Here is a 17,102-nt window from a genome sequence, read left to right on the forward strand (position 1 = left end):
CGTCAAACGCTCCAGGCCAGCCGGAACTTGTCGGTGATCTCCTCGGGGCTCAGCGCGCCGTAGTTGTCGTGCTCGTAGCGGCGCACCGCGACCACGGCGTCGACGGCCTCATCGCCGAGAATCCTTCGCATCAACGACGATCGGTTCAGCACATCGAGCGCATCGGTCTGCTTTTCGCATAGCAGTACGACGCCCGTCTCCCCGCGCTGGGCATCGGTCAGCGTCGCGGGGTCGACGGTCGTCTCCGGCGGCAGCGGCAGCCCGCGTTCGATCCCGTCCAGCGCAAGACCCAGGATCGCCGCGGTCGCGAAATACGGATTGGCCGACGGGTCGACCACCTTGACTTCGATGTTCGCGCCGTAGGGATTGCTCGGCCCGCCGATCAGGTATCGCACTGAGGCTTCGCGGTTCTCGGTGCCCCAGCAGACATACGCCCCGGCCCAGTTCCCCGGCTGCATACGCTGACCGGACAACACCGAACCGGCGAGCACGCCCTGCGCCTCGGGGAGGCCGGCCACCAGCCCCGCGATCGCCGACTCGCCCTCCCGCGTCATCCCGTTCGCGCCGGCGCCGTCGAAGAACAGCTCCGTCTCCCCTCGCTTCATCGAGAAGTGTTGATGCGCACCGGATCCGACACCGCCGGCGAACGGCACCGGCGACAGGCTCACCCGCATGCCGTACTGCCGCGCAACCCGTCCCACGATGATGCGCGTCAGCATCAGCGCGTCAGCCGCCGCGACGGGTGGCAGTGGGGCCAGCGAGATCTCGAACTGGTTGGCCCCGTACTCGGGGTGGAACTGTTCGATCGCGACGCCCGACGCGGTCGCGGCGTTGGTGACGTCGCGCACGAACCCTTCGAACTCCAGCACGCCGGCCAACCCGTACTGCGCCCACAGGTGCGACGGCAGGCGCGCGCCGTCGGGACCGACGAGCACAAACTCCATCTCGTGACCGACGACGGTGGTCAGGCCCTCGTCCGCCAACCTGTTCTGCACCCGGCTCAACGCCCCGCGGCTGCAGAACGGATCGGGAGTGCCGTCCTGGTTGAAGAACATCCCTGGCGCCCAGGCCAACCCGTCACCGAGGATGCGAAGCGCGCCGAGGTCGATGCGGATCCGTTGATCGCCCACCGGTGTGATCGCTCGGCCGTAAACGATGCCGGTGTGGTCGATCGTGAAGGCGTGCCAGACCGGGCTGGCGCCCAGTCCGGGATCGGCGAACGCCCCCATGCGGCGCAACGGCACGGTCTTGGCGTGCGTGAGCCCCGCCGGGTTGACGACCGTGCCGATCAGCGTGGCGACCCCGTCGGCTTCCAGCTGCGCGATCGCCGCGGCGGCGAGGGGCTTGGCTGCCACTGGATTCACGACAGCCATTGTGCGCGGTCGCGCCGGTGCTTACAGCGTGATCTTGCAGCTTTGACCGATGTCGAGCGTGCGAAGCATGCGGCCCATACCCAGCCACATAGCGCACGACAATGCCAAGTCGGTCAGCAGTTCGTCGCTGAAGTGTTCGCGGCAGCGGTCCCAGAAGTCCTCGTCGTCGCGCAGGCCGGTGTGGTCGCTCGCGAAACGTTCGGCGAACTCCGCGGCCACGCGTTCCTGTGCGCTGTAGCCCGGCCAGGTCCGCCACTCGGCGGCGTGGTCGTAGAGATCTTCGTCGACACCGGCGGCCAAACCCTCTGAGTCGCGGGTGTTTTGACAGACGACACACTCGTTGTCGAGTGCGATGACCATCCGTGCGAGTTCACGGACCCGCATGGGCAGTCGGTTCTTGGTGTAGACCGCGTTGGTGAAGCCTGCCATCGCGACGCCGATGTCCGGCGACTTCACCACCCAGGCGGCGGCGTCGTCGGCGGCGAAGTCCCCAATGCGGCTCATGACGGCATCGTACGCCGCGAGCCGCGGAATTGGAACGCGTTCTAGTTTGGTTTCAGCCCGTGGCGACCAACTGCGGGCGGTCGTCGGTCCAGTCGCGCTGCACCAGCATGCGGTGGGCGATTCGCTCGAGCGCCGCCTCCACCTGCAACCGGTCCGGACGCCCCTCGAACGACGGCGAGGTCGCCAGCTTCTCGACGATGCGCCCGACGATCGCGGTGGAGATCGCGTCGACCTGTCTGATGCCCTTTTGGGTGAGCCACAGCCGGCCGCCGGTGCGCAGCGCGAGACCATGACGCACGAGGTCGTCGAAGGCCGGTTCGATGACCTCGTATGGCACGCGCAGTCGTTCGGCGATGTCGGTCAGCGTGGCCGAACCGAACACCTGGTTCTGCCGGTAGATCTGCAGCAGCGCCCACATCTGGCAGACGTCGAGGTCGCAGCCGGGTTGCGCGGCAAGCGCGCGCAACCGGATGTCCGGCGAATCGCGGAACAGCCGGCCGACGGCCACCTCCAGAATCTTCTCCGGCGATTCGGTGCCCGGCATCCCGAAGCCCTCGCCGAGGTCGGTCGCCGACACCATTTCCACCTCACGCAGTTGCACTTCTTTCAGGAACAGCGAGACGACGAAGCCGACGACGGCGACCGGGACGACGTAGAGGAACACCCGGCCCAGCGAGTCGGCGTACGCATCGATGATCGGCGCGGCCATCTCCGGCGACAGCGTGTGCAGTGCCTGTGGCGACTCCGCGGCGAGCGGCGGCGCGCCGCTGACAGCCAGCGCCGGCCCGATCCGGCTCGCGAGGAAATTGGCGAACAGGCTGCCGAAAATCGCTGCGCCGAACGAACTTCCGATGGTCCGAAAGAATGTGACACCCGACGTCGCCACTCCGAGGTCGGCGAAGCTCGAGGTGTTCTGGACGACCAGGATGAGGACCTGCATGCAGAGACCGATTCCCGCGCCGAGGATGAACAGAAACAGCGACTGCTCCCAGGTCGGTGTCCCGGCATCCATGCCGGACAGCAAGAAGAACGCCACCGCCATGATCGCGGTGCCCGCGATCGGGAAGACCTTGTACCGGCCCGTGCGTCCGACGATGTTCCCGCTGCCGATCGAGGTGATGAGCATGCCCACGACCATGGGCAGGGTCCGCAGGCCGGATTCCGTCGCCGACACCCCGTTGACGAACTGCATGAACGTCGGCAGGAACGTCAGCGCCCCGAGCATGGCGAACCCGACGATGAAGCCCAAGATGCAGCACACGGTGAACACCGGGCTGGCGAACAGCCGGATCGGCAGAATCGGTTCGGCCGCATGCAGTTCCACCCAGACGAAGATCGCGAGCGCGACGGCCGAGGCCGCGAACAACCCGGTGATGACCGCCGACGACCACGGGTAGGTGCTGCCGCCCCAGCTGGTCGCCAGCGTCAGCCCGGACGCCCCCAGCCCGATGAAGAGAATGCCGGCGTAGTCGATCACCGCCCGGCCGGCCTTCGCCAGCGACGGGATTGCCACGGCACCGACCGCGAGCACCACGAGCGCGATCGGGACGTTGATCCAGAATGCCCAGCGCCAGCTGAGGTGGTCGGTGAAGAACCCGCCGAGCAGCGGGCCGATCACCGTGGTGACGCCGAACACCGCGCCGAGCGCGCCCTGGTACCGTCCGCGCTCCCGTAGCGGGATGACCTCACCGATGACCGCCATCGCCGTCACCATGATCGCGCCGCCGCCGATCCCCTGCAGGGCGCGCGAAGCGACCAGCGCAGCCATCGACCCGGCCATGCCGCACAGCACCGACCCGCCGAGGAAGAACACCACCGAGACCTGAAACACGGTCTTGCGGCCGAACAGGTCGCCCAGCTTGCCGACCACCGCGGTGACGATCGTCGAGGCGAGCAGGTAACTGGTGACCACCCAGGACTGGTGACCGGCGCCGCCGAGATCCGCGACCACCGTCGGCAGCGCGGTCGCCACGATCGTCTGGTCGAGGGCTGCCAACAGCATGCCGAGCAGCACCGCGACAAAGATGACGTTGCGGCGCCGGCGGCTGATCAGCGCGCCGCCGGACTCCCGGTCGGCGGCGGCGCTCGGCGTGGCCTGGCTGGTCATGTCTCCCTTCCGAGGCGAAACTCTCCACACCCATATCGTTAGTCAGGCTAGGAAAGTTACACACCCCGACGAGGGTTGCCCCGCGAACGTGCGTGAAACGCTGCGACAAGCACGCCGTGTCGTGTGCAAACCCGCGCGCGGAAAGGGCTCGCGGAAAGGGGAGGTGTCGCCGGGGTCCTCGGGGAGGCGCCTACAACGCGGTCGGCGGGCGCGACACGCACTGTGCCGCGTAGAGCTCGTCGCCGAGCTTGTCCATCAGCTGCAGCTGGGTCTCGAGGTAGTCGATGTGATCTTCCTCGTTGGACAGGATCTTCTCCAACAGTGTGGCCGAGATCGCGTCGCCCTTCTCGCGGCACATGATGATGCCCGGACGCAGGCGCTCCAGCACCTCGTACTCGATCGCCAGGTCGGCCTCGAACTGCTCACGCAAGGTCTGACCGATTCGCAGGGAGAACAACCGCTGATAGTTCGGGAGCCCGTCGAGCAGAAGAATGCGGTTGGTGATGTCCTCCGCGTGATTCATTTCTTCGAACGACTCTTTACGCGTGTATTCGGCGAGTTCGGTGAAGCCCCAATTTGCTTGCATCTTCGAATGCAGGAAATACTGGTTAATGGCTGTGAGTTCGCTCGTCAATTGCTCGTTGAGCAATTTCAGTACGTCCGGATCGCCTTGCATGGTGACTCCTAGGGCACTTGAGGGCTGGTCAGGCATCGCTTCGATCATGCACCATCCAAACTAGTCCAGTTATGGCCGACAAGCTCGCTTTAATGCTTGCGCGAGGCGTGTTTTCGGTCCAATGACGAGCCGTCGCGACGACTCGAGGCCCTGATGCGGGCCCTAGTCTGGACTGCCTAGGCTAAGTAAGGTTAGACTGCGCTAACCATTGGGCCGGAGTCGAGACAGGCGGTAAGAATCGATGAGTGAGTACGATCTGCACTCGCTGATTCTTGCGTGCGACTTTCGAGTCGATGATGTCGAGCGAATGTGGAAATGGCTCAAGAAACGTCACGATAATTTGCAATCAATTGGTGCCCATCATGTCGTCGTGTACACGTCGATTTGGGAGCCGAACCGCGTGCTCGTGACAATTGGAATCCGCAACCCCCGGTCAATTCGCGACGTTTTGCGCTCGTCGGCGGTTTTCGAGGTGTTCGACGTCGCCGGAGTCGACGACATTCCGCCGGTGTTCGGCGGCGAAGTGGTCGAGAAGATCGACCTGTACGCCCCCTCGCCCGCGGATCACGTGGGCCGCGTGGTGGTGGGCGTCATGTCGTCGGTCGAGGACGTGTCGGCGCTGATGGTCAAGGTGCACGACGGTATCGAGCGCTTCAAGCGCAGCGGGGTGCGCAAGATCTGGGTCTACCGCGCGCTGGACGACGGACACGAAGTGATGATCCTGCAGGAGATCGAGGACGAGCTCGCCGCCAGGCAGTGGATCGATCACCCCGATGCGGCCGCTGAGTGGATGTCCAACGTCGGGCTTGGCGCCTATCCGACGCAGTTCGTCGGTCGGTTCGCCCACCTGATGAGCGTCGACGGGCAGGGCTGACCGATGTTTGTCTGCCTGTGTACCGGAGTCACCAGCCACGACGTCACCGAATGCGTGGCCAACGGAGCCCGGACGTCCAAACAGATCGCCGAGGCCTGCGGCGCCGGCGGCGACTGCGGGCGGTGCCGGCGCACCCTGCGGGCGATCCTCGCGGCGCACGCCGAGGTCGAGGTCGAGGTCGACCACCCGGTGCCCAGGGTGGCGAGTCGCTAGCGGGCCGCTAGGCTGGCCCGCGCTTACCAGTGAACTCTGCCAGCGCGCTCGCGTTAGCCGCGGCGCCCATCAACACCGCGAAATGTTCGATCTCCCTGGCGGTGGCGGCGGCGATGCCGTCCCGGGTCGGGGCGGTGATGGTCTGCTTGACCGCCATCAAGCTCGCGACGGGCCGCGCCGCGAGTATGTCGGCGTGACGGCGGGCTTCGGGCAACAGCTCCTCGGGCGCGCACACCTTCCACGCCAGCCCCATTCGCTGTGCCTCATCCGCATCCACCCACTCAGATGACATCAGCAGCCAGGCGGCATTCTGGCGGCCCATCAACCGCGGCAGCAGGTACGACGACGCGGCCTCAGGCGCGACACCGAGGCTGGTGAACGGCGTCTTCAGCCGTGCGGTCGCCGACATGAAGACCAGATCCGCGTAGCCCAGAATCGTTGCCCCGATACCGACACCGACCCCGTTGACGGCGCAGATCAACGGTTTCGGGAAGTCTGCGAGCGCATCGACCATGGTCGTGAAATGGCTGCCCTGCTCGTTGAACGCGGGATCGGTGATGCGCCTTTGCATCTCGACGAGATCGTTGCCCGCGCTGAACGCCCGTCCCTCACCGGTCAGCAGCACCACCGCGACGTCGGGGTCGGCGGCGGCCTCGCGAAGGGCGACGGCGGTCGCGCAGTACATCTCCTCGTTGAACGCGTTGAGCACCTCGGGCCGGTTCAGGGTCAGGGTGCGGACCCGGTTGTCGTCGGCGATCTGCAGGGTCGTGTCAGCCACGGCAGCAGCGTAAGCGCTCCGCGAACTGACAGCCGCGGGCGGGTGCGACGAGCCGGATCGCGCGGGGCTGTTTCATCCTCACGGTGTCGTATCCGGCCCGATCACCGCGGTTCTTCCTGTCACCGGGAAGTGTTGGTAGCGAACGGGGTTCGATAGACATAACGACTGGTCGGCACCGTGTCGACGTCGTGGTTCGCGCCGAACGCTTCGGTGCTGGCCACCATGCGGTCCATCCGGCTGCGCAACTCGACGTCGTCGGCCGCACCGAAGAACGCGTGCAGATCGGAGGTCGCCGCTTCGGGGAACAGCTCCTCGACGATCGCTGCGATGGCCGGCGCCGCCGGCGTCAACGCGCGGACCACAGCGTTCTGCGTGTAACCGAACGTCGACTGCGTCTCGATGGCCACGGGTGTGTGGTCGACGTGCCAGCGCGTCAGCCAGGTCGCCTCGTCCAGCTCGGCCGGTCTGCGCAGCAACGCGACGTTGGCCAGGCCTTCGGTGCGTTGCCCGGGACGGGTGTCCGGCGGGGCGAGCGGGACCGATTCGGTGACGAGGTAGGCCGCGACCTCGTCGGCCTCCTTGCTCAGCCGGGCGAGCGCAGCGGTCACCGCGTCGCCGTAATACTGCTGCGTCCACAGGCTGACGAACCCGACCACCGGCGGGTCCAGCGTCGTCAGCGTCATCAACGAATCGCGCACCGGATCGTCGCGCACGTTGACGGTCAGCCCCGGAAAACCGAGGGCGAGCAGGTCGGTCACGACGGGTCCCCGAATCCGCTCGGCCCACGCCTCGTCTGCGTCCGTCGCTCTGAGCGTGATGATGATCTTTTCCACGAGGTGAACTCAACGCCCGGCGGCGCTCAGGCTTCCAGCCGCTGGCGGATCGCGGCGAGGCGCTGCCGGAGTTCCGCTTCGCCGATGATGCCGTGCGCCACCAGCGAATGCGCGAGTGACACCAACTGGTTCTCCGGATAGGGCAGGTTCGAGTACCGCGTCGCCGACAGCACGTCCTCCTCGTCGCGGCGCTGCTTGAAGTCCGGGACGTCGGCGTCGCAGGCGGCGCGGTCGAGCGCGTCGCACATACCGTCCAGGCTGGTCTTCCACGGCGGCACCGGGTTCTCCACCCCGTACTTGGCGGCCATCCGGGACCACACCTGGTTGCGCTCGACGATCTCTTCCAGAGGTGCGATCGCCGCCCGCTCGACGCCCGCCGAATCGGGTGTGCCGCTCATGCTTTCGGTACGGGATGAACGGCCGGGCGGGTGTCGGTGATGACGTTGGTGGTCACCCCCGCTTTCGGCAGCGCGACGCCGATCAAGCAGTCGCGCGTGACGATTTCGGCGAGTTGTTCCTCGGTCCAGTCCTCGGTGCCCTCGGGGCGCATGGGCATCACCATGAACCGGTGCTTCTGATTGGAATCCTGTACCCGGATGGCGATCTCGTCGGGCAGGTAAAGGCCGAACTCCGCCAGCACCTGGCGCGGCCAGCGGACCATGCGCCTGCGGTAGTTCGGCGTGCGGTACCACTCGGGTGAGTTGCCCAGGATGGGGCGCGGGTAGCAGGAGCACAGCGCGCAGACGATCACGTTGTGCAGTGTCGGGGTGTCGGCGAGGATTTCGAACGCGGTGAAGTCGCTGGGTGTACCGAATCCGGTCGGTTCCATCCAGTCGACGCCGACCTCCTTGCTGGCGGTCATGGGTTCGACAAGGGCGAGCTTCTTGAATTCGGGATCCAGCCACGCCCGGGCCACCAGGGTCGCCGCCGGAGTCGGCCCGATCTGCTCGGCGAACTCGGTGAAACGCCGATGCTCCTCGGCGGTGAAGATGCCCTTCTCGATGCACAGTTCGCGTAACGCGATCTCGAGGACCTCGAAGTCGGTGATCTCGTCGACCATCGGTGCGACGGTGCGGTCGTGATCGTGATCGTGGTCGTGACCGGTCATGCGGCGGCCTCCAGCCAATGCTCGGGAACCTCGGTCTGTATGACGTCGTCGCCGGTGCCGGTGTAGCCGTGCCACAACTCCGACATGGTGAACCGCACGACGTAGAACCATTCCGGCTTGGCCGGGCGGTCCCACGTCTCGTCCTCGGCCGCCGGGCTCTCATAGGCGACGGTCGCGATCTCGCCTCTGGCGCCGCGCACGTACTCCGGAGTGCGGGTGTAGAAGATCACCGGCAACTCGCGCACGACGACCGCGTCGCCGACCTTGAATTTCGGCTCGCCCGCCTGCCCGGCATAGACCTGCGGATCGCCCTTGCCGACGGCGTGCTTGTGGTGGGCGTTGCGCTTGACCGCCGCCCCGTCCCCTTCGAACTTCGGCTTCGCTTCCAGTGTCTTTCCGGCCAGGCCGCCCTCGTAGCGCGCCTTGACCTCTGCCATCCGTTCGCTCAACTCGGTCAATCCGATGTGATGTTTTTCGACCAGCACCCGCGCGACGGCCAACAGCCAGCGGCCGTAGTACGGCAGGCCCAGGTATTCAGCCCTGCCCACATCGACGTTGCCGAGCCGGCGGCGTTCCTCCGAGAGCCAGATGCCGCGCCAGGCAAGGACCTCGCAGATCACATACGTCATGTGCTCCCAGAGTTCGTACTGCTTGTTCTCGTACTTCATCGGCGCATCGGGTTCGCCGCCGACATCATGGACGGGTTTGAGGTATGCGGTGATCCGGTGGTGATCAAGGAGATCCGGGGTGGGCGCATCCGGAAGTTCGGGATAGGCCGATTTCAACCGGGCCACCAGATCGAGTTGAGCTGCTCGCTCGGCCGCCGTGCTCATGACGAGTCCCTTCGTTGCCGCGGCCGGCCATCGGACGGCAATCGCGGGTGCGCTCGGTGCTTCTCGTGCGACGTCAGCTGACTTTATCCGCGCACCCGCATGCTCGCAGGGGAATCGGATCCAGGACCGGGATCCGGTCGTCGGCGCGAGCTTTGCGCTGTGCCCCACGATATTTGACGCATCGGCAGGTGCGGGCATTGCGCGACGGGCGGAATCAGCCCGGCGACGCCACCTATCCGACGCGCGTGTGCTGCAGCCGAGAGAACCCGCGGAGGCGTCAGAATGAATGGGTGAGCACCGGCAGGCGGATCATCGACGCTCTCCGGCCGACCATCCCCGACATCGGGGCGGCGGCGAGGAGCCTGCTCGCGGTGCTGGCGGTGGCCGCCATCGGATTGCTTTGGGATTCGGGCGCGACCGCGGTGTGGGCGGCGAGCGCGGCGGCGGTCGCCGGGGCCATCGGACTGCAGGACAGCCCCGGCGGGCGGATCACCCGGGTGCTCGTCGTAGCCGTGGAAATGGGGGCCGCGGTTTTCCTCGGGTCGCTGGCGTCCTCGTTCGACGTCGTGTTCGTCGCCGTGCTCGCACTGTGGTGCTTCGCCGCCGGACTGCAGTGGGCGGTAGGCGCCAAGGCCGGCCTCGTCGCCGCCGCGGCCGGTGCGCTGCTCGCGATCGCGCCGCCACTGGCGCCGTCGGCGGGGTCGGTGCTGGTCCCGACCATCCTGACGATGGCCGCTGCCGCTGTGCAGGCAGCGTTGATCGCCGTCTGGCCGCCGCAGCGGTGGCGCACTCAGCGTGACGCGTTGACCGAGGCCTATCGAGCACTGGCCACCGCTGCGCGAGAGGGCGCGCAGGACGCCAAGACCCCCGCCGCGGCGGTACTGATGCCGTCGTTGCGCGATGCGTTCGTCGACACTCAAGCCGGCCGTCATCCCGAGGCCTACCGCGGCGGGCACCGGGTGCCCGAACGGATCATGGCGACGTTGCGCACGCTGCGCGGCGCACCTGACGAAACCCGCGAAGCGGTCTCACGGGTGCTCGCGGCCGCAGCCGATGTGCTGGACGCGATCGCCGGGCACAGCCGCACCGCGAGGCGTGACGCCGAGCACGGCCTGGTCCGTTTGGACACCGCGACAGCGGCGCTCGACGGTCCCGACGATGCTGCCGCGAAACGGCTTTCGCAACAGTTGCACGAAGCCGCGGAACTGCGTTTCCCCGATCTGTATCGGCCCGATCTCGTCAACCCGCTGCGTGCGGCCCGTGCGGCGGTGCGGGCGCACATGACGCTGACGTCGCCGATTCTGCGGCACGCCATCCGGTTGTCCGCGGCCATCGCGGTCGGTGCCGCCGCCGACCGGTTCGCACCGGTCGCCTACGGCTACTGGATCCTGCTCACCGTGTTGATGGTGTTGCGGCCCGAGACCGCTCACACCTACACGCGCTGCGTCGGCCGACTTGCGGGCATAGCGAGCGGAATCCTGGTTGCCTCGCTGGTCGCACTGCTGCTGCACCCGACGGGATTACTCGCCGCCGTGCTGGCCACGCTCTGCCTCGCATCGACGTACGCCGCGACCAGGACGGGTTACATCGCCACCAGTGCGACCGTCGCGGCCGCCGCCGTGTTCCTCCTCGAAATCGACACCGCCACTTCGGGTGCGACGCTCGAGGACCGTCTGTTCTCGGTTGTCATCGGTGGCGGCCTTGCGGTGGTCGCGCATGTCGCACTGCCCGATCACGCGCTGACCCGGCTGCATCACCGGGCCGGCGAGCTGCTCAAGACCGAGATCGACTATGCCGCAACGGTCATCCGCGCCTACGTTCATCGACTCGACCATCCCGCCGACGCCGTGTCCTCGGCGTGGCAACGCGCATTCCGCGCCCGCGCCGGGTTCGAAGCCGCCTCGGGTGCCACCCGGATGGAGTCCCGCGAGCTACGGCGGTGGTTGCGCTCGTACCGCACCGCGGTGAACGCGGTCACCATCTCGTGCACCGCGTTGGAGGACAGCCTGCCGAGCCGTCCGCCCACGTCGCTGACCCCCGAATTCATCGCCGCCGTGGACGATTTCGTCGACGCCCTGCGCGGGGCGCCGCCGAACCCCGGGACACCGTGGACCGTCGACCTCGCGGCGTTGACGGCCGCCAACCAGCAGGTGCGCGAGCGGGCGGCGGGGCTCACCGGCGAGGACGGCGCCGCCCGGGTACTGGTCGCCGAGATCGCGTCGATCACCCGTAGCCTGTCCGGGATCGCCGCTATCCGCGAGACCGCCTCGACCGAATGAACGCCTAGCCCAGTGCCTCACGCGCGCCGGTTGAGGCGAAGCCCAGCCAGGTGTGCCGGTTGCCGGCCCAGCACCAGCCGACCTTCGGTGCGTCACGGTTGGCGGCGCCGTCGCGACCGGTGCCGTTGCTGATCCACACGGCGGGCGTCCTGGCATCCAGCGCACCCGACGGCTTGCGCCGCCGCGAACCGATGGTCATGAAGCAGCGGTTGCGTTGCAGCGTGTCGGGCTGCTGCAACAGCCAGTGCAGGCCCTCGGTCAGTGTCAACGGCGAGCGCCCGGCGCCGGCGATGGCCGGAAGCGCTTCGTCGGGACTCCAGTTCGCCATCGCGTCTCCCCGATCCGGCTCGCGCACCACATACAGCGGGGCGTCCGGCAGCAGCACCGACGGGATTGGGGTGAAGTCGTCGACGTCGACCATGTCGGACACCACGAAGCCCGGTTTGCCGTTGCAGCGCACCAGCGGCGCCAACGCGGATGCGGGCACCAGGTCTGGGTGCACAGCCAGCAGCGCACGCCGACCCGCCGGCCGCGCGCACATCCCGCGCAAGCGGCCGGCGGGCAGCCGGGCAAGGTCGTGCACACCCAGCCGGATCAGTGTCTCGGCTTGTTCGGCGAGGGCCGGCAACGGCGTGGTGAGGGTCGGCATGGGCCGACAACGAAGCACGCCCGCCCGATAGTTCCTGCTGCGACTGATCCGTAGACTTCGACAGATGGCCATCAGCGACGACGATCTCGCCCGCCTCGGCCGCTGCGTGGAACTGGCGCGAGAGGCGCTCGACGAAGGCGATGAACCGTTCGGCTCACTGCTGGTCGACGGGACCGGCCGGACATTGTTCGAGGATCGCAACCGCGTCAAGGACGGCGACCGGACCCGCCACCCAGAGTTCGCGATCGTCCGCTGGGCGGTGGCCAACCTGAGCCCCGAGCAGCGGGCCGACGCAACCGTGTACACCTCCGGGGAGCACTGCCCGATGTGCGCGGCGGGCCACGCCTGGGTCGGTCTCGGACGCATCGTGTATGCCACGTCGTCGGCGCAGCTGACCGGATGGCTGACCGAATGGGGGGCGCCGACGTCACCCGTTGCGCCGCTGCCGATCACGACGGTGGCCCCCGGCGTCGTGGTAGACGGGCCGGCCGCGCAGTTCAGCGACACGATGAAGACCCTCTACGAGGCGAAGTTCCGGCCGTGACCGCGTCTTCGCGCGGTGCGGTGGCCGAACCGAGCTGGGTCGAACACGTCATCTGGTGGCACATCTACCCGCTCGGCTTCGTCGGGGCCTACCCCGCCGACCCGCCGCCCGGACCCGAGGAGCACCGGCTGCGCCGCATCGTCGACTGGCTGGACCACGCGATCGCGCTCGGTGCGTCGGGCCTCGCGCTCGGACCGGTGTTCGCCTCGAGCAGCCACGGCTACGACACCGCCGACCACTTCCGCATCGACGCGCGACTCGGTGACGACGAGGATTTCGACGTGCTCATCGGTGAGGCCCGCCGCCGGGGCTTGCGAGTGCTGCTCGACGGCGTGTTCAACCATGTCGGAACCGATTTCACCAACACATCGTGGTTTCGACGGCGCGATGGAGCTCTCGACACGTTCGAGGGCCACGGCGATCTCGTCGCGCTGGATCACGAGAACCCTGCAGTGGTGGACTACGTCGTCGACGTGATGACCCACTGGTTGCGCCGCGGTGCCGACGGCTGGCGCCTCGACGCCGCATACGCCGTGTCGGACCGATTCTGGGCGCAGGTGCTACCGCGGGTCCGCGAACAGTTCCCTGACGCCTACTTCCTCGCCGAGATCATCCACGGCGACTACGCGGAGCGGGTGCGCGCGTCGGGTTTCCACTCGGTGACGCAGTACGAGCTGTGGAAGGCCGTCTGGAGCAGCCTCAACGACGGCAACTTCCACGAGCTCGACTGGGCGCTGTTGCGCCACAACGAGTTTCTCGACACATTCGTGCCCACGACGTTCGTCGGCAACCACGACGTCACCCGGATCGCCAGCCGGCTGGACGACATCCGTCACCTCGAGCACGCGTTGGTGCTGCAGATGACGACCGGCGGTACACCGAGCGTCTACGCCGGTGACGAGTTCGCCTACCGCGGAGTCAAAGAGGAGAGGTACGGGGGTGACGACGCCGTGCGACCGGAGTTCGGCGCCACCGCGGTCGGTGCCGACGAACACGGCGAGGATGTACTGCGGCTGCACCGGTACCTGATCGGGCTGCGCCGACGCCATCCGTGGCTGCACACGGCCCGCACCTCGGCGCTGCTGTTGACCAACCGCCAGTACGTCTACCAGACCCGCGTCGGCTCCGAGGTGCTGATCGTCGCGCTGAACATCGATGACGGGGCGCTGCCGATCTCGTTGCCTGAACTCGGATTCGACCGAGGTGAGATCCTCGGGGGGTCGGGGGCTCCGCCGGCGGATGTCGTCGTGACGACCGACGTCGGGCCGCACGGCTGGCTGATCATCGCTCCGCGGTGAGCCGTTGGACGGTGAGCGGGTCCGGTTCGCCGTTGTAATACTTCGTCAACACCTGATCGAACACGGCTGCGGCGTCGGGGTCGTCGGCGGCTTGGCGGAACAGCGTCATCGACGATCGCACCTTGAGGTTGTCGGGCCAGCCGAACAAGTCGTCGGCAGACGCCCGCCCGCTGCGGGCGACCAGCTGCGCACACTCCCGCAGCCGCGCCCCCAGCACATCGTGTCCGAGGTAGGCCCTCGCCTCGGCGAGCGAGGAGATCCCGTACCGCTCCGCGATCGCGCTCCTGCCGAGGCCGCGCAGTTGCGGAAACACGAACCAGATCCAGTGGCTGCGTTTTCGGCCGGCGCGCAGTTCGGCCAGCACGGTTTCGTACACGGGCCGCTGAGCGTCGACGAAGCGCTGCAGGTCGAACGGATCGCCCGCAGGTACCGATTTGTCGTCAGCCATCTCATCGGCAAGTCTGGCAAGCTACTCTGTGCGATTCAATGACAGGTGCACCATCGTGAAGCGCCGGGTGCCGCGCCCCCGCGAGCTGGCGCCGCTGCTGCAGTTCAAGAAGCCGCAGCGCAACGCGACGCAACGCAGGCTGGCGGCCGCTCTGACGATCGACGACCTGCGACGGATCGCCAAGCGCCGGACCCCCAGGGCGGCGTTCGACTACGCCGACGGCGCGGCCGACGACGAACTGTCGCTGGCGCGTGCCCGGCAGGCCTTCCGCGACATCGAATTTCACCCGGCGATCCTGCGTGACGTCGCCAGCGTGGACACGAGTGCGACGGTGCTCGGCGGCCACGTCGCCCTGCCGTTCGGCATCGCGCCGACCGGCTTCACCCGCCTGATGCACACCGAGGGCGAGATCGCGGGCGCGCGCGCCGCCGCACGCGCGGGTATCCCGTTTGCGCTGTCCACCTTGGGCACCAGCTCCATCGAACAGGTCAATGACGCTAACCCGCACGGTCGCAACTGGTTTCAGTTGTACATGTGGAAGGACCGGGACAGGTCGATGGCGCTGGTCGAGCGGGCTGCGGCGGCGGGCTACGACACGCTGCTCGTGACCGTCGACGTACCGGTTGCGGGCGCGCGCCTGCGCGACACCCGTAACGGTATGTCGATTCCTCCGACGCTCACGCTGCGCACCGTGCTCGACGCGGTCCCCCACCCCCGCTGGTGGTTCGATCTGCTCACCACCGAACCGTTGTCGTTCGCGTCGTTGGACCGATGGCCGGGCACCGTGGCCGAGTATCTCGACACCATGTTCGACCCGACGGTGACCTTCGACGACCTGGCGTGGATCAAACAGCAGTGGCCGAACAAGTTGGTGGTCAAGGGAATTCAGACCCTTGACGATGCCAGGGCGGTCGTCGACCTCGGCGTGGACGGCATCGTGCTGTCCAACCACGGCGGCCGCCAACTCGACCGCGCACCGGTGCCGTTTCACCTGCTGCCGCGTGTCGCGCACGAGCTCGGCGACGATACGGAGATTTTGCTGGACACCGGTGTGATGTCCGGCGCCGACATCGTCGCGGCGATCGCCCTCGGCGCTCGTTTCACGCTGGTCGGCCGTGCCTACCTCTACGGCCTGATGGCGGGCGGTGAGGCCGGTGTCGACCGCGCGATCGAAATCTTGTCCCAGCAGGTCAACCGCACGATGCGGCTGCTCGGTGTGAGCTCTCTGAGCGAGCTCGGCCCGCGGCATGTCACTCAGTTGCACCGGTTCAGACCCGGCGTGTCGGACCTTCCACCGCGAACCACATAGGTACCTGTGTTCCCACAGGTAACAGCGCACTTCCTGCCTTCCTGAGTCCTCGCCGAGTCGTAATCGTTAGCCAACCGCGACGTCGTAACTGCATGTCGAGCCGACAGTCCCAGTGCCAGGACGTGTTTCATTACGCACGCACAGCAACGGCAATTGCTTGTGGAAGCGATGAAAGGTGGGTTGGTTGCCGTTATGAAGTTCTTCGAGAGGTGCCGAGGTACCGGCACGAAATTGTTGCGCCGGATGGCGGTGGTCGCCTTCACGGCGGCCGCGCTGCCCGGGCTGATCGGCTTCGCCGGGGGTTCGGCGACCGCGGGAGCCTTCTCCCGCCCGGGCCTGCCCGTCGAGTATCTGGATGTGTTCTCCCCGGCGATGAACCGCAACATCCGGATCCAGTTCCAGGGCGGTGGACCGCATGCCGTCTATCTGCTCGACGGCCTGCGCGCCCAGGACGATTTCAACGGCTGGGACATCAACACCCCGGCCTTCGAGTGGTATCACCAGTCGGGGTTGTCCGTCGTCATGCCGGTCGGCGGGCAGTCCAGCTTCTACACCGACTGGTACCAGCCGTCGCGGGGTAACGGCCAGGACTACACCTACAAATGGGAGACGTTCCTGACCCAGGAACTGCCCGCGTGGCTGGAAGCCAACAAGGGCGTGTCGCAGAACGGCAATGCCGTGGTGGGCATTTCGATGGCCGGCAGCACCGCGCTGACGTACTCGATCTACTACCCGCAGAAGTTCATCTACGCGGCATCGCTGTCGGGCTTCCTCAATCCCTCCGAGGGATGGTGGCCGATGCTGATCGGGCTGGCGATGCAAGACGCGGGCGGGTACAACGCCGAAAGCATGTGGGGCCCGTCATCGGATCCGGCGTGGAAGCGCAACGATCCGATGGTCAACATCCGCCAGTTGGTGGCCAACAACACCCGCATCTGGATCTACTGCGGCACCGGTACGCCGTCGGATCTGGACTCGGGTACCGCAGGCCAGAACCTGATGGCTGCGCAGTTCCTCGAAGGGTTCACGTTGCGAACCAACATCACCTTCCGGGACAACTACGTCGCCGCGGGCGGCACCAACGGCGTGTTCAACTTCCCGCCGCAAGGCACTCACAGCTGGGGCTACTGGGGTCAGCAGCTCGAGATGATGAAGCCTGACATCCAGCGGGTGCTGGGAGCGCAGGCCAGCGCCTAGGGCCACCGCCGAGATCCACCCACAACAGGAAGCCTGCCGTTTCCCCCGAACGGCAGGCTTCCTGCCGTTTCGGGTGTCC

Annotated in this window: 18 protein-coding genes; 7 read left to right on the forward strand and 11 right to left on the reverse strand. The window is 67.2% G+C overall.

Going from position 1 to position 17,102, the window contains the following annotated elements; all coding sequences use genetic code 11:
- Positions 1-2: 2 nt before the first annotated feature.
- The 4 genes from AU185_RS06925 to bfr all read right to left on the reverse strand — a co-directional run bounded on the left by AU185_RS06925 (position 3) and on the right by bfr (position 4,660).
- The gene (locus tag AU185_RS06925; RefSeq protein WP_502687731.1) at positions 3-1,364 is read right to left on the reverse strand and encodes a type I glutamate--ammonia ligase; all 1,362 of its coding nucleotides are present in this window, start codon (positions 1,362-1,364) and stop codon (positions 3-5) included.
- Between the two features lie 30 nt (positions 1,365-1,394).
- A complete protein-coding gene (locus AU185_RS06930; protein WP_059098501.1) occupies positions 1,395-1,877 on the reverse strand; it encodes a carboxymuconolactone decarboxylase family protein in 483 nt (160 codons plus the stop codon).
- Between the two features lie 52 nt (positions 1,878-1,929).
- A complete protein-coding gene (locus AU185_RS06935; protein ID WP_059098502.1) occupies positions 1,930-3,984 on the reverse strand; it encodes an MDR family MFS transporter in 2,055 nt (684 codons plus the stop codon).
- Positions 3,985-4,174: 190 nt separating this feature from the next.
- The gene (bfr, locus tag AU185_RS06940) at positions 4,175-4,660 is read right to left on the reverse strand and encodes a bacterioferritin (RefSeq protein WP_059098503.1); all 486 of its coding nucleotides are present in this window, start codon (positions 4,658-4,660) and stop codon (positions 4,175-4,177) included.
- A 241-nt stretch (positions 4,661-4,901) separates the two neighbouring features.
- Between bfr and AU185_RS06945 the strand changes: the two genes are divergently transcribed.
- Complete coding sequence (locus tag AU185_RS06945) at positions 4,902-5,534, forward strand: hypothetical protein (RefSeq protein ID WP_059098504.1); 633 nt, start codon at positions 4,902-4,904, stop codon at positions 5,532-5,534.
- Between the two features lie 3 nt (positions 5,535-5,537).
- Entirely contained in the window at positions 5,538-5,747 is a 210-nt protein-coding gene (locus AU185_RS06950; protein ID WP_059098505.1) for a (2Fe-2S)-binding protein, read from the forward strand.
- A gap of 7 nt (positions 5,748-5,754) precedes the next feature.
- Here AU185_RS06950 and AU185_RS06955 read toward each other — a convergent pair whose 3' ends face one another.
- From AU185_RS06955 to AU185_RS06975, 5 genes are all read right to left on the reverse strand, one after another.
- Complete coding sequence (locus tag AU185_RS06955) at positions 5,755-6,525, reverse strand: enoyl-CoA hydratase/isomerase family protein (RefSeq protein WP_059098506.1); 771 nt, start codon at positions 6,523-6,525, stop codon at positions 5,755-5,757.
- 119 nt (positions 6,526-6,644) lie between these two features.
- Positions 6,645-7,358, reverse strand: coding sequence for an EthD domain-containing protein (locus AU185_RS06960; RefSeq protein WP_059098507.1), 714 nt, complete (start codon positions 7,356-7,358; stop codon positions 6,645-6,647).
- A 26-nt stretch (positions 7,359-7,384) separates the two neighbouring features.
- Positions 7,385-7,756 (reverse strand): hypothetical protein, encoded by a 372-nt coding sequence (locus AU185_RS06965; protein ID WP_059098508.1) that lies wholly within the window; start codon positions 7,754-7,756, stop codon positions 7,385-7,387.
- Positions 7,753-8,466, reverse strand: coding sequence for a thiocyanate hydrolase subunit gamma (gene scnC / locus AU185_RS06970; protein WP_059098509.1), 714 nt, complete (start codon positions 8,464-8,466; stop codon positions 7,753-7,755). The genes AU185_RS06965 and scnC overlap by 4 nt, the downstream gene beginning before the upstream one ends.
- Positions 8,463-9,299 carry an SH3-like domain-containing protein gene (locus AU185_RS06975; RefSeq protein WP_059098510.1) on the reverse strand — a complete coding sequence of 279 codons (837 nt, stop codon included), beginning with the start codon at positions 9,297-9,299 and terminating at the stop codon, positions 8,463-8,465. The genes scnC and AU185_RS06975 overlap by 4 nt, the downstream gene beginning before the upstream one ends.
- 290 nt (positions 9,300-9,589) lie before the next feature.
- Here AU185_RS06975 and AU185_RS06980 point away from each other — a divergent pair, with 290 nt between their 5' ends.
- Positions 9,590-11,578, forward strand: a complete 1,989-nt coding sequence (locus tag AU185_RS06980; RefSeq protein WP_156425431.1) for an FUSC family protein — start codon at positions 9,590-9,592, stop codon at positions 11,576-11,578.
- A 4-nt stretch (positions 11,579-11,582) separates the two neighbouring features.
- Here AU185_RS06980 and AU185_RS06985 read toward each other — a convergent pair whose 3' ends face one another.
- Complete coding sequence (locus tag AU185_RS06985) at positions 11,583-12,227, reverse strand: DUF5701 family protein (RefSeq protein WP_059098511.1); 645 nt, start codon at positions 12,225-12,227, stop codon at positions 11,583-11,585.
- Positions 12,228-12,291: 64 nt separating this feature from the next.
- Here AU185_RS06985 and AU185_RS06990 point away from each other — a divergent pair, with 64 nt between their 5' ends.
- Positions 12,292-12,771 (forward strand): nucleoside deaminase, encoded by a 480-nt coding sequence (locus AU185_RS06990; RefSeq protein WP_059098512.1) that lies wholly within the window; start codon positions 12,292-12,294, stop codon positions 12,769-12,771.
- Between the two features lie 20 nt (positions 12,772-12,791).
- On the forward strand, positions 12,792-14,069 hold the full coding sequence (locus tag AU185_RS06995) for an alpha-amylase family protein (protein ID WP_059098653.1): 1,278 nt from the start codon (positions 12,792-12,794) through the stop codon (positions 14,067-14,069).
- On the opposite strand, the gene AU185_RS07000 is transcribed toward AU185_RS06995, so the two are convergent.
- Positions 14,053-14,517, reverse strand: a complete 465-nt coding sequence (locus AU185_RS07000; RefSeq protein WP_059098513.1) for a DUF1810 domain-containing protein — start codon at positions 14,515-14,517, stop codon at positions 14,053-14,055. The genes AU185_RS06995 and AU185_RS07000 overlap by 17 nt on opposite strands.
- A gap of 55 nt (positions 14,518-14,572) precedes the next feature.
- Here AU185_RS07000 and AU185_RS07005 point away from each other — a divergent pair, with 55 nt between their 5' ends.
- Both AU185_RS07005 and AU185_RS07010 read left to right on the forward strand, forming a co-directional pair.
- Positions 14,573-15,826 carry an alpha-hydroxy acid oxidase gene (locus tag AU185_RS07005; RefSeq protein ID WP_059098654.1) on the forward strand — a complete coding sequence of 418 codons (1,254 nt, stop codon included), beginning with the start codon at positions 14,573-14,575 and terminating at the stop codon, positions 15,824-15,826.
- Positions 15,827-16,018: 192 nt separating this feature from the next.
- Positions 16,019-17,023: an esterase family protein gene (locus AU185_RS07010; RefSeq protein ID WP_059098514.1), complete on the forward strand. Its 1,005-nt coding sequence runs from the start codon at positions 16,019-16,021 to the stop codon at positions 17,021-17,023.
- Positions 17,024-17,102 lie beyond the last annotated feature (79 nt).

It is taken from the genome of Mycobacterium sp. GA-0227b (genome assembly GCF_001499855.1).
In the GTDB taxonomy this organism is placed as follows: domain Bacteria; phylum Actinomycetota; class Actinomycetes; order Mycobacteriales; family Mycobacteriaceae; genus Mycobacterium.

Excerpts from the sequence above, each read along its gene's own strand:
- AU185_RS06930 (WP_059098501.1), bottom strand. The coding sequence starts at position 1,877 with ATGAGCCGCATTGGGGACTTCGCCGCCGACGACGCCGCCGCCTGGGTG.
- AU185_RS06935 (WP_059098502.1), bottom strand. The coding sequence starts at position 3,984 with ATGACCAGCCAGGCCACGCCGAGCGCCGCCGCCGACCGGGAGTCCGGC.
- bfr (WP_059098503.1), bottom strand. The coding sequence starts at position 4,660 with ATGCAAGGCGATCCGGACGTACTGAAATTGCTCAACGAGCAATTGACG.
- AU185_RS06945 (WP_059098504.1), top strand. The coding sequence starts at position 4,902 with ATGAGTGAGTACGATCTGCACTCGCTGATTCTTGCGTGCGACTTTCGA.
- AU185_RS06950 (WP_059098505.1), top strand. The coding sequence starts at position 5,538 with ATGTTTGTCTGCCTGTGTACCGGAGTCACCAGCCACGACGTCACCGAA.
- AU185_RS06965 (WP_059098508.1), bottom strand. The coding sequence starts at position 7,756 with ATGAGCGGCACACCCGATTCGGCGGGCGTCGAGCGGGCGGCGATCGCA.
- scnC (WP_059098509.1), bottom strand. The coding sequence starts at position 8,466 with ATGACCGGTCACGACCACGATCACGATCACGACCGCACCGTCGCACCG.
- AU185_RS06975 (WP_059098510.1), bottom strand. The coding sequence starts at position 9,299 with ATGAGCACGGCGGCCGAGCGAGCAGCTCAACTCGATCTGGTGGCCCGG.
- AU185_RS06985 (WP_059098511.1), bottom strand. The coding sequence starts at position 12,227 with ATGCCGACCCTCACCACGCCGTTGCCGGCCCTCGCCGAACAAGCCGAG.
- AU185_RS06990 (WP_059098512.1), top strand. The coding sequence starts at position 12,292 with ATGGCCATCAGCGACGACGATCTCGCCCGCCTCGGCCGCTGCGTGGAA.
- AU185_RS07000 (WP_059098513.1), bottom strand. The coding sequence starts at position 14,517 with ATGGCTGACGACAAATCGGTACCTGCGGGCGATCCGTTCGACCTGCAG.
- AU185_RS07010 (WP_059098514.1), top strand. The coding sequence starts at position 16,019 with ATGAAGTTCTTCGAGAGGTGCCGAGGTACCGGCACGAAATTGTTGCGC.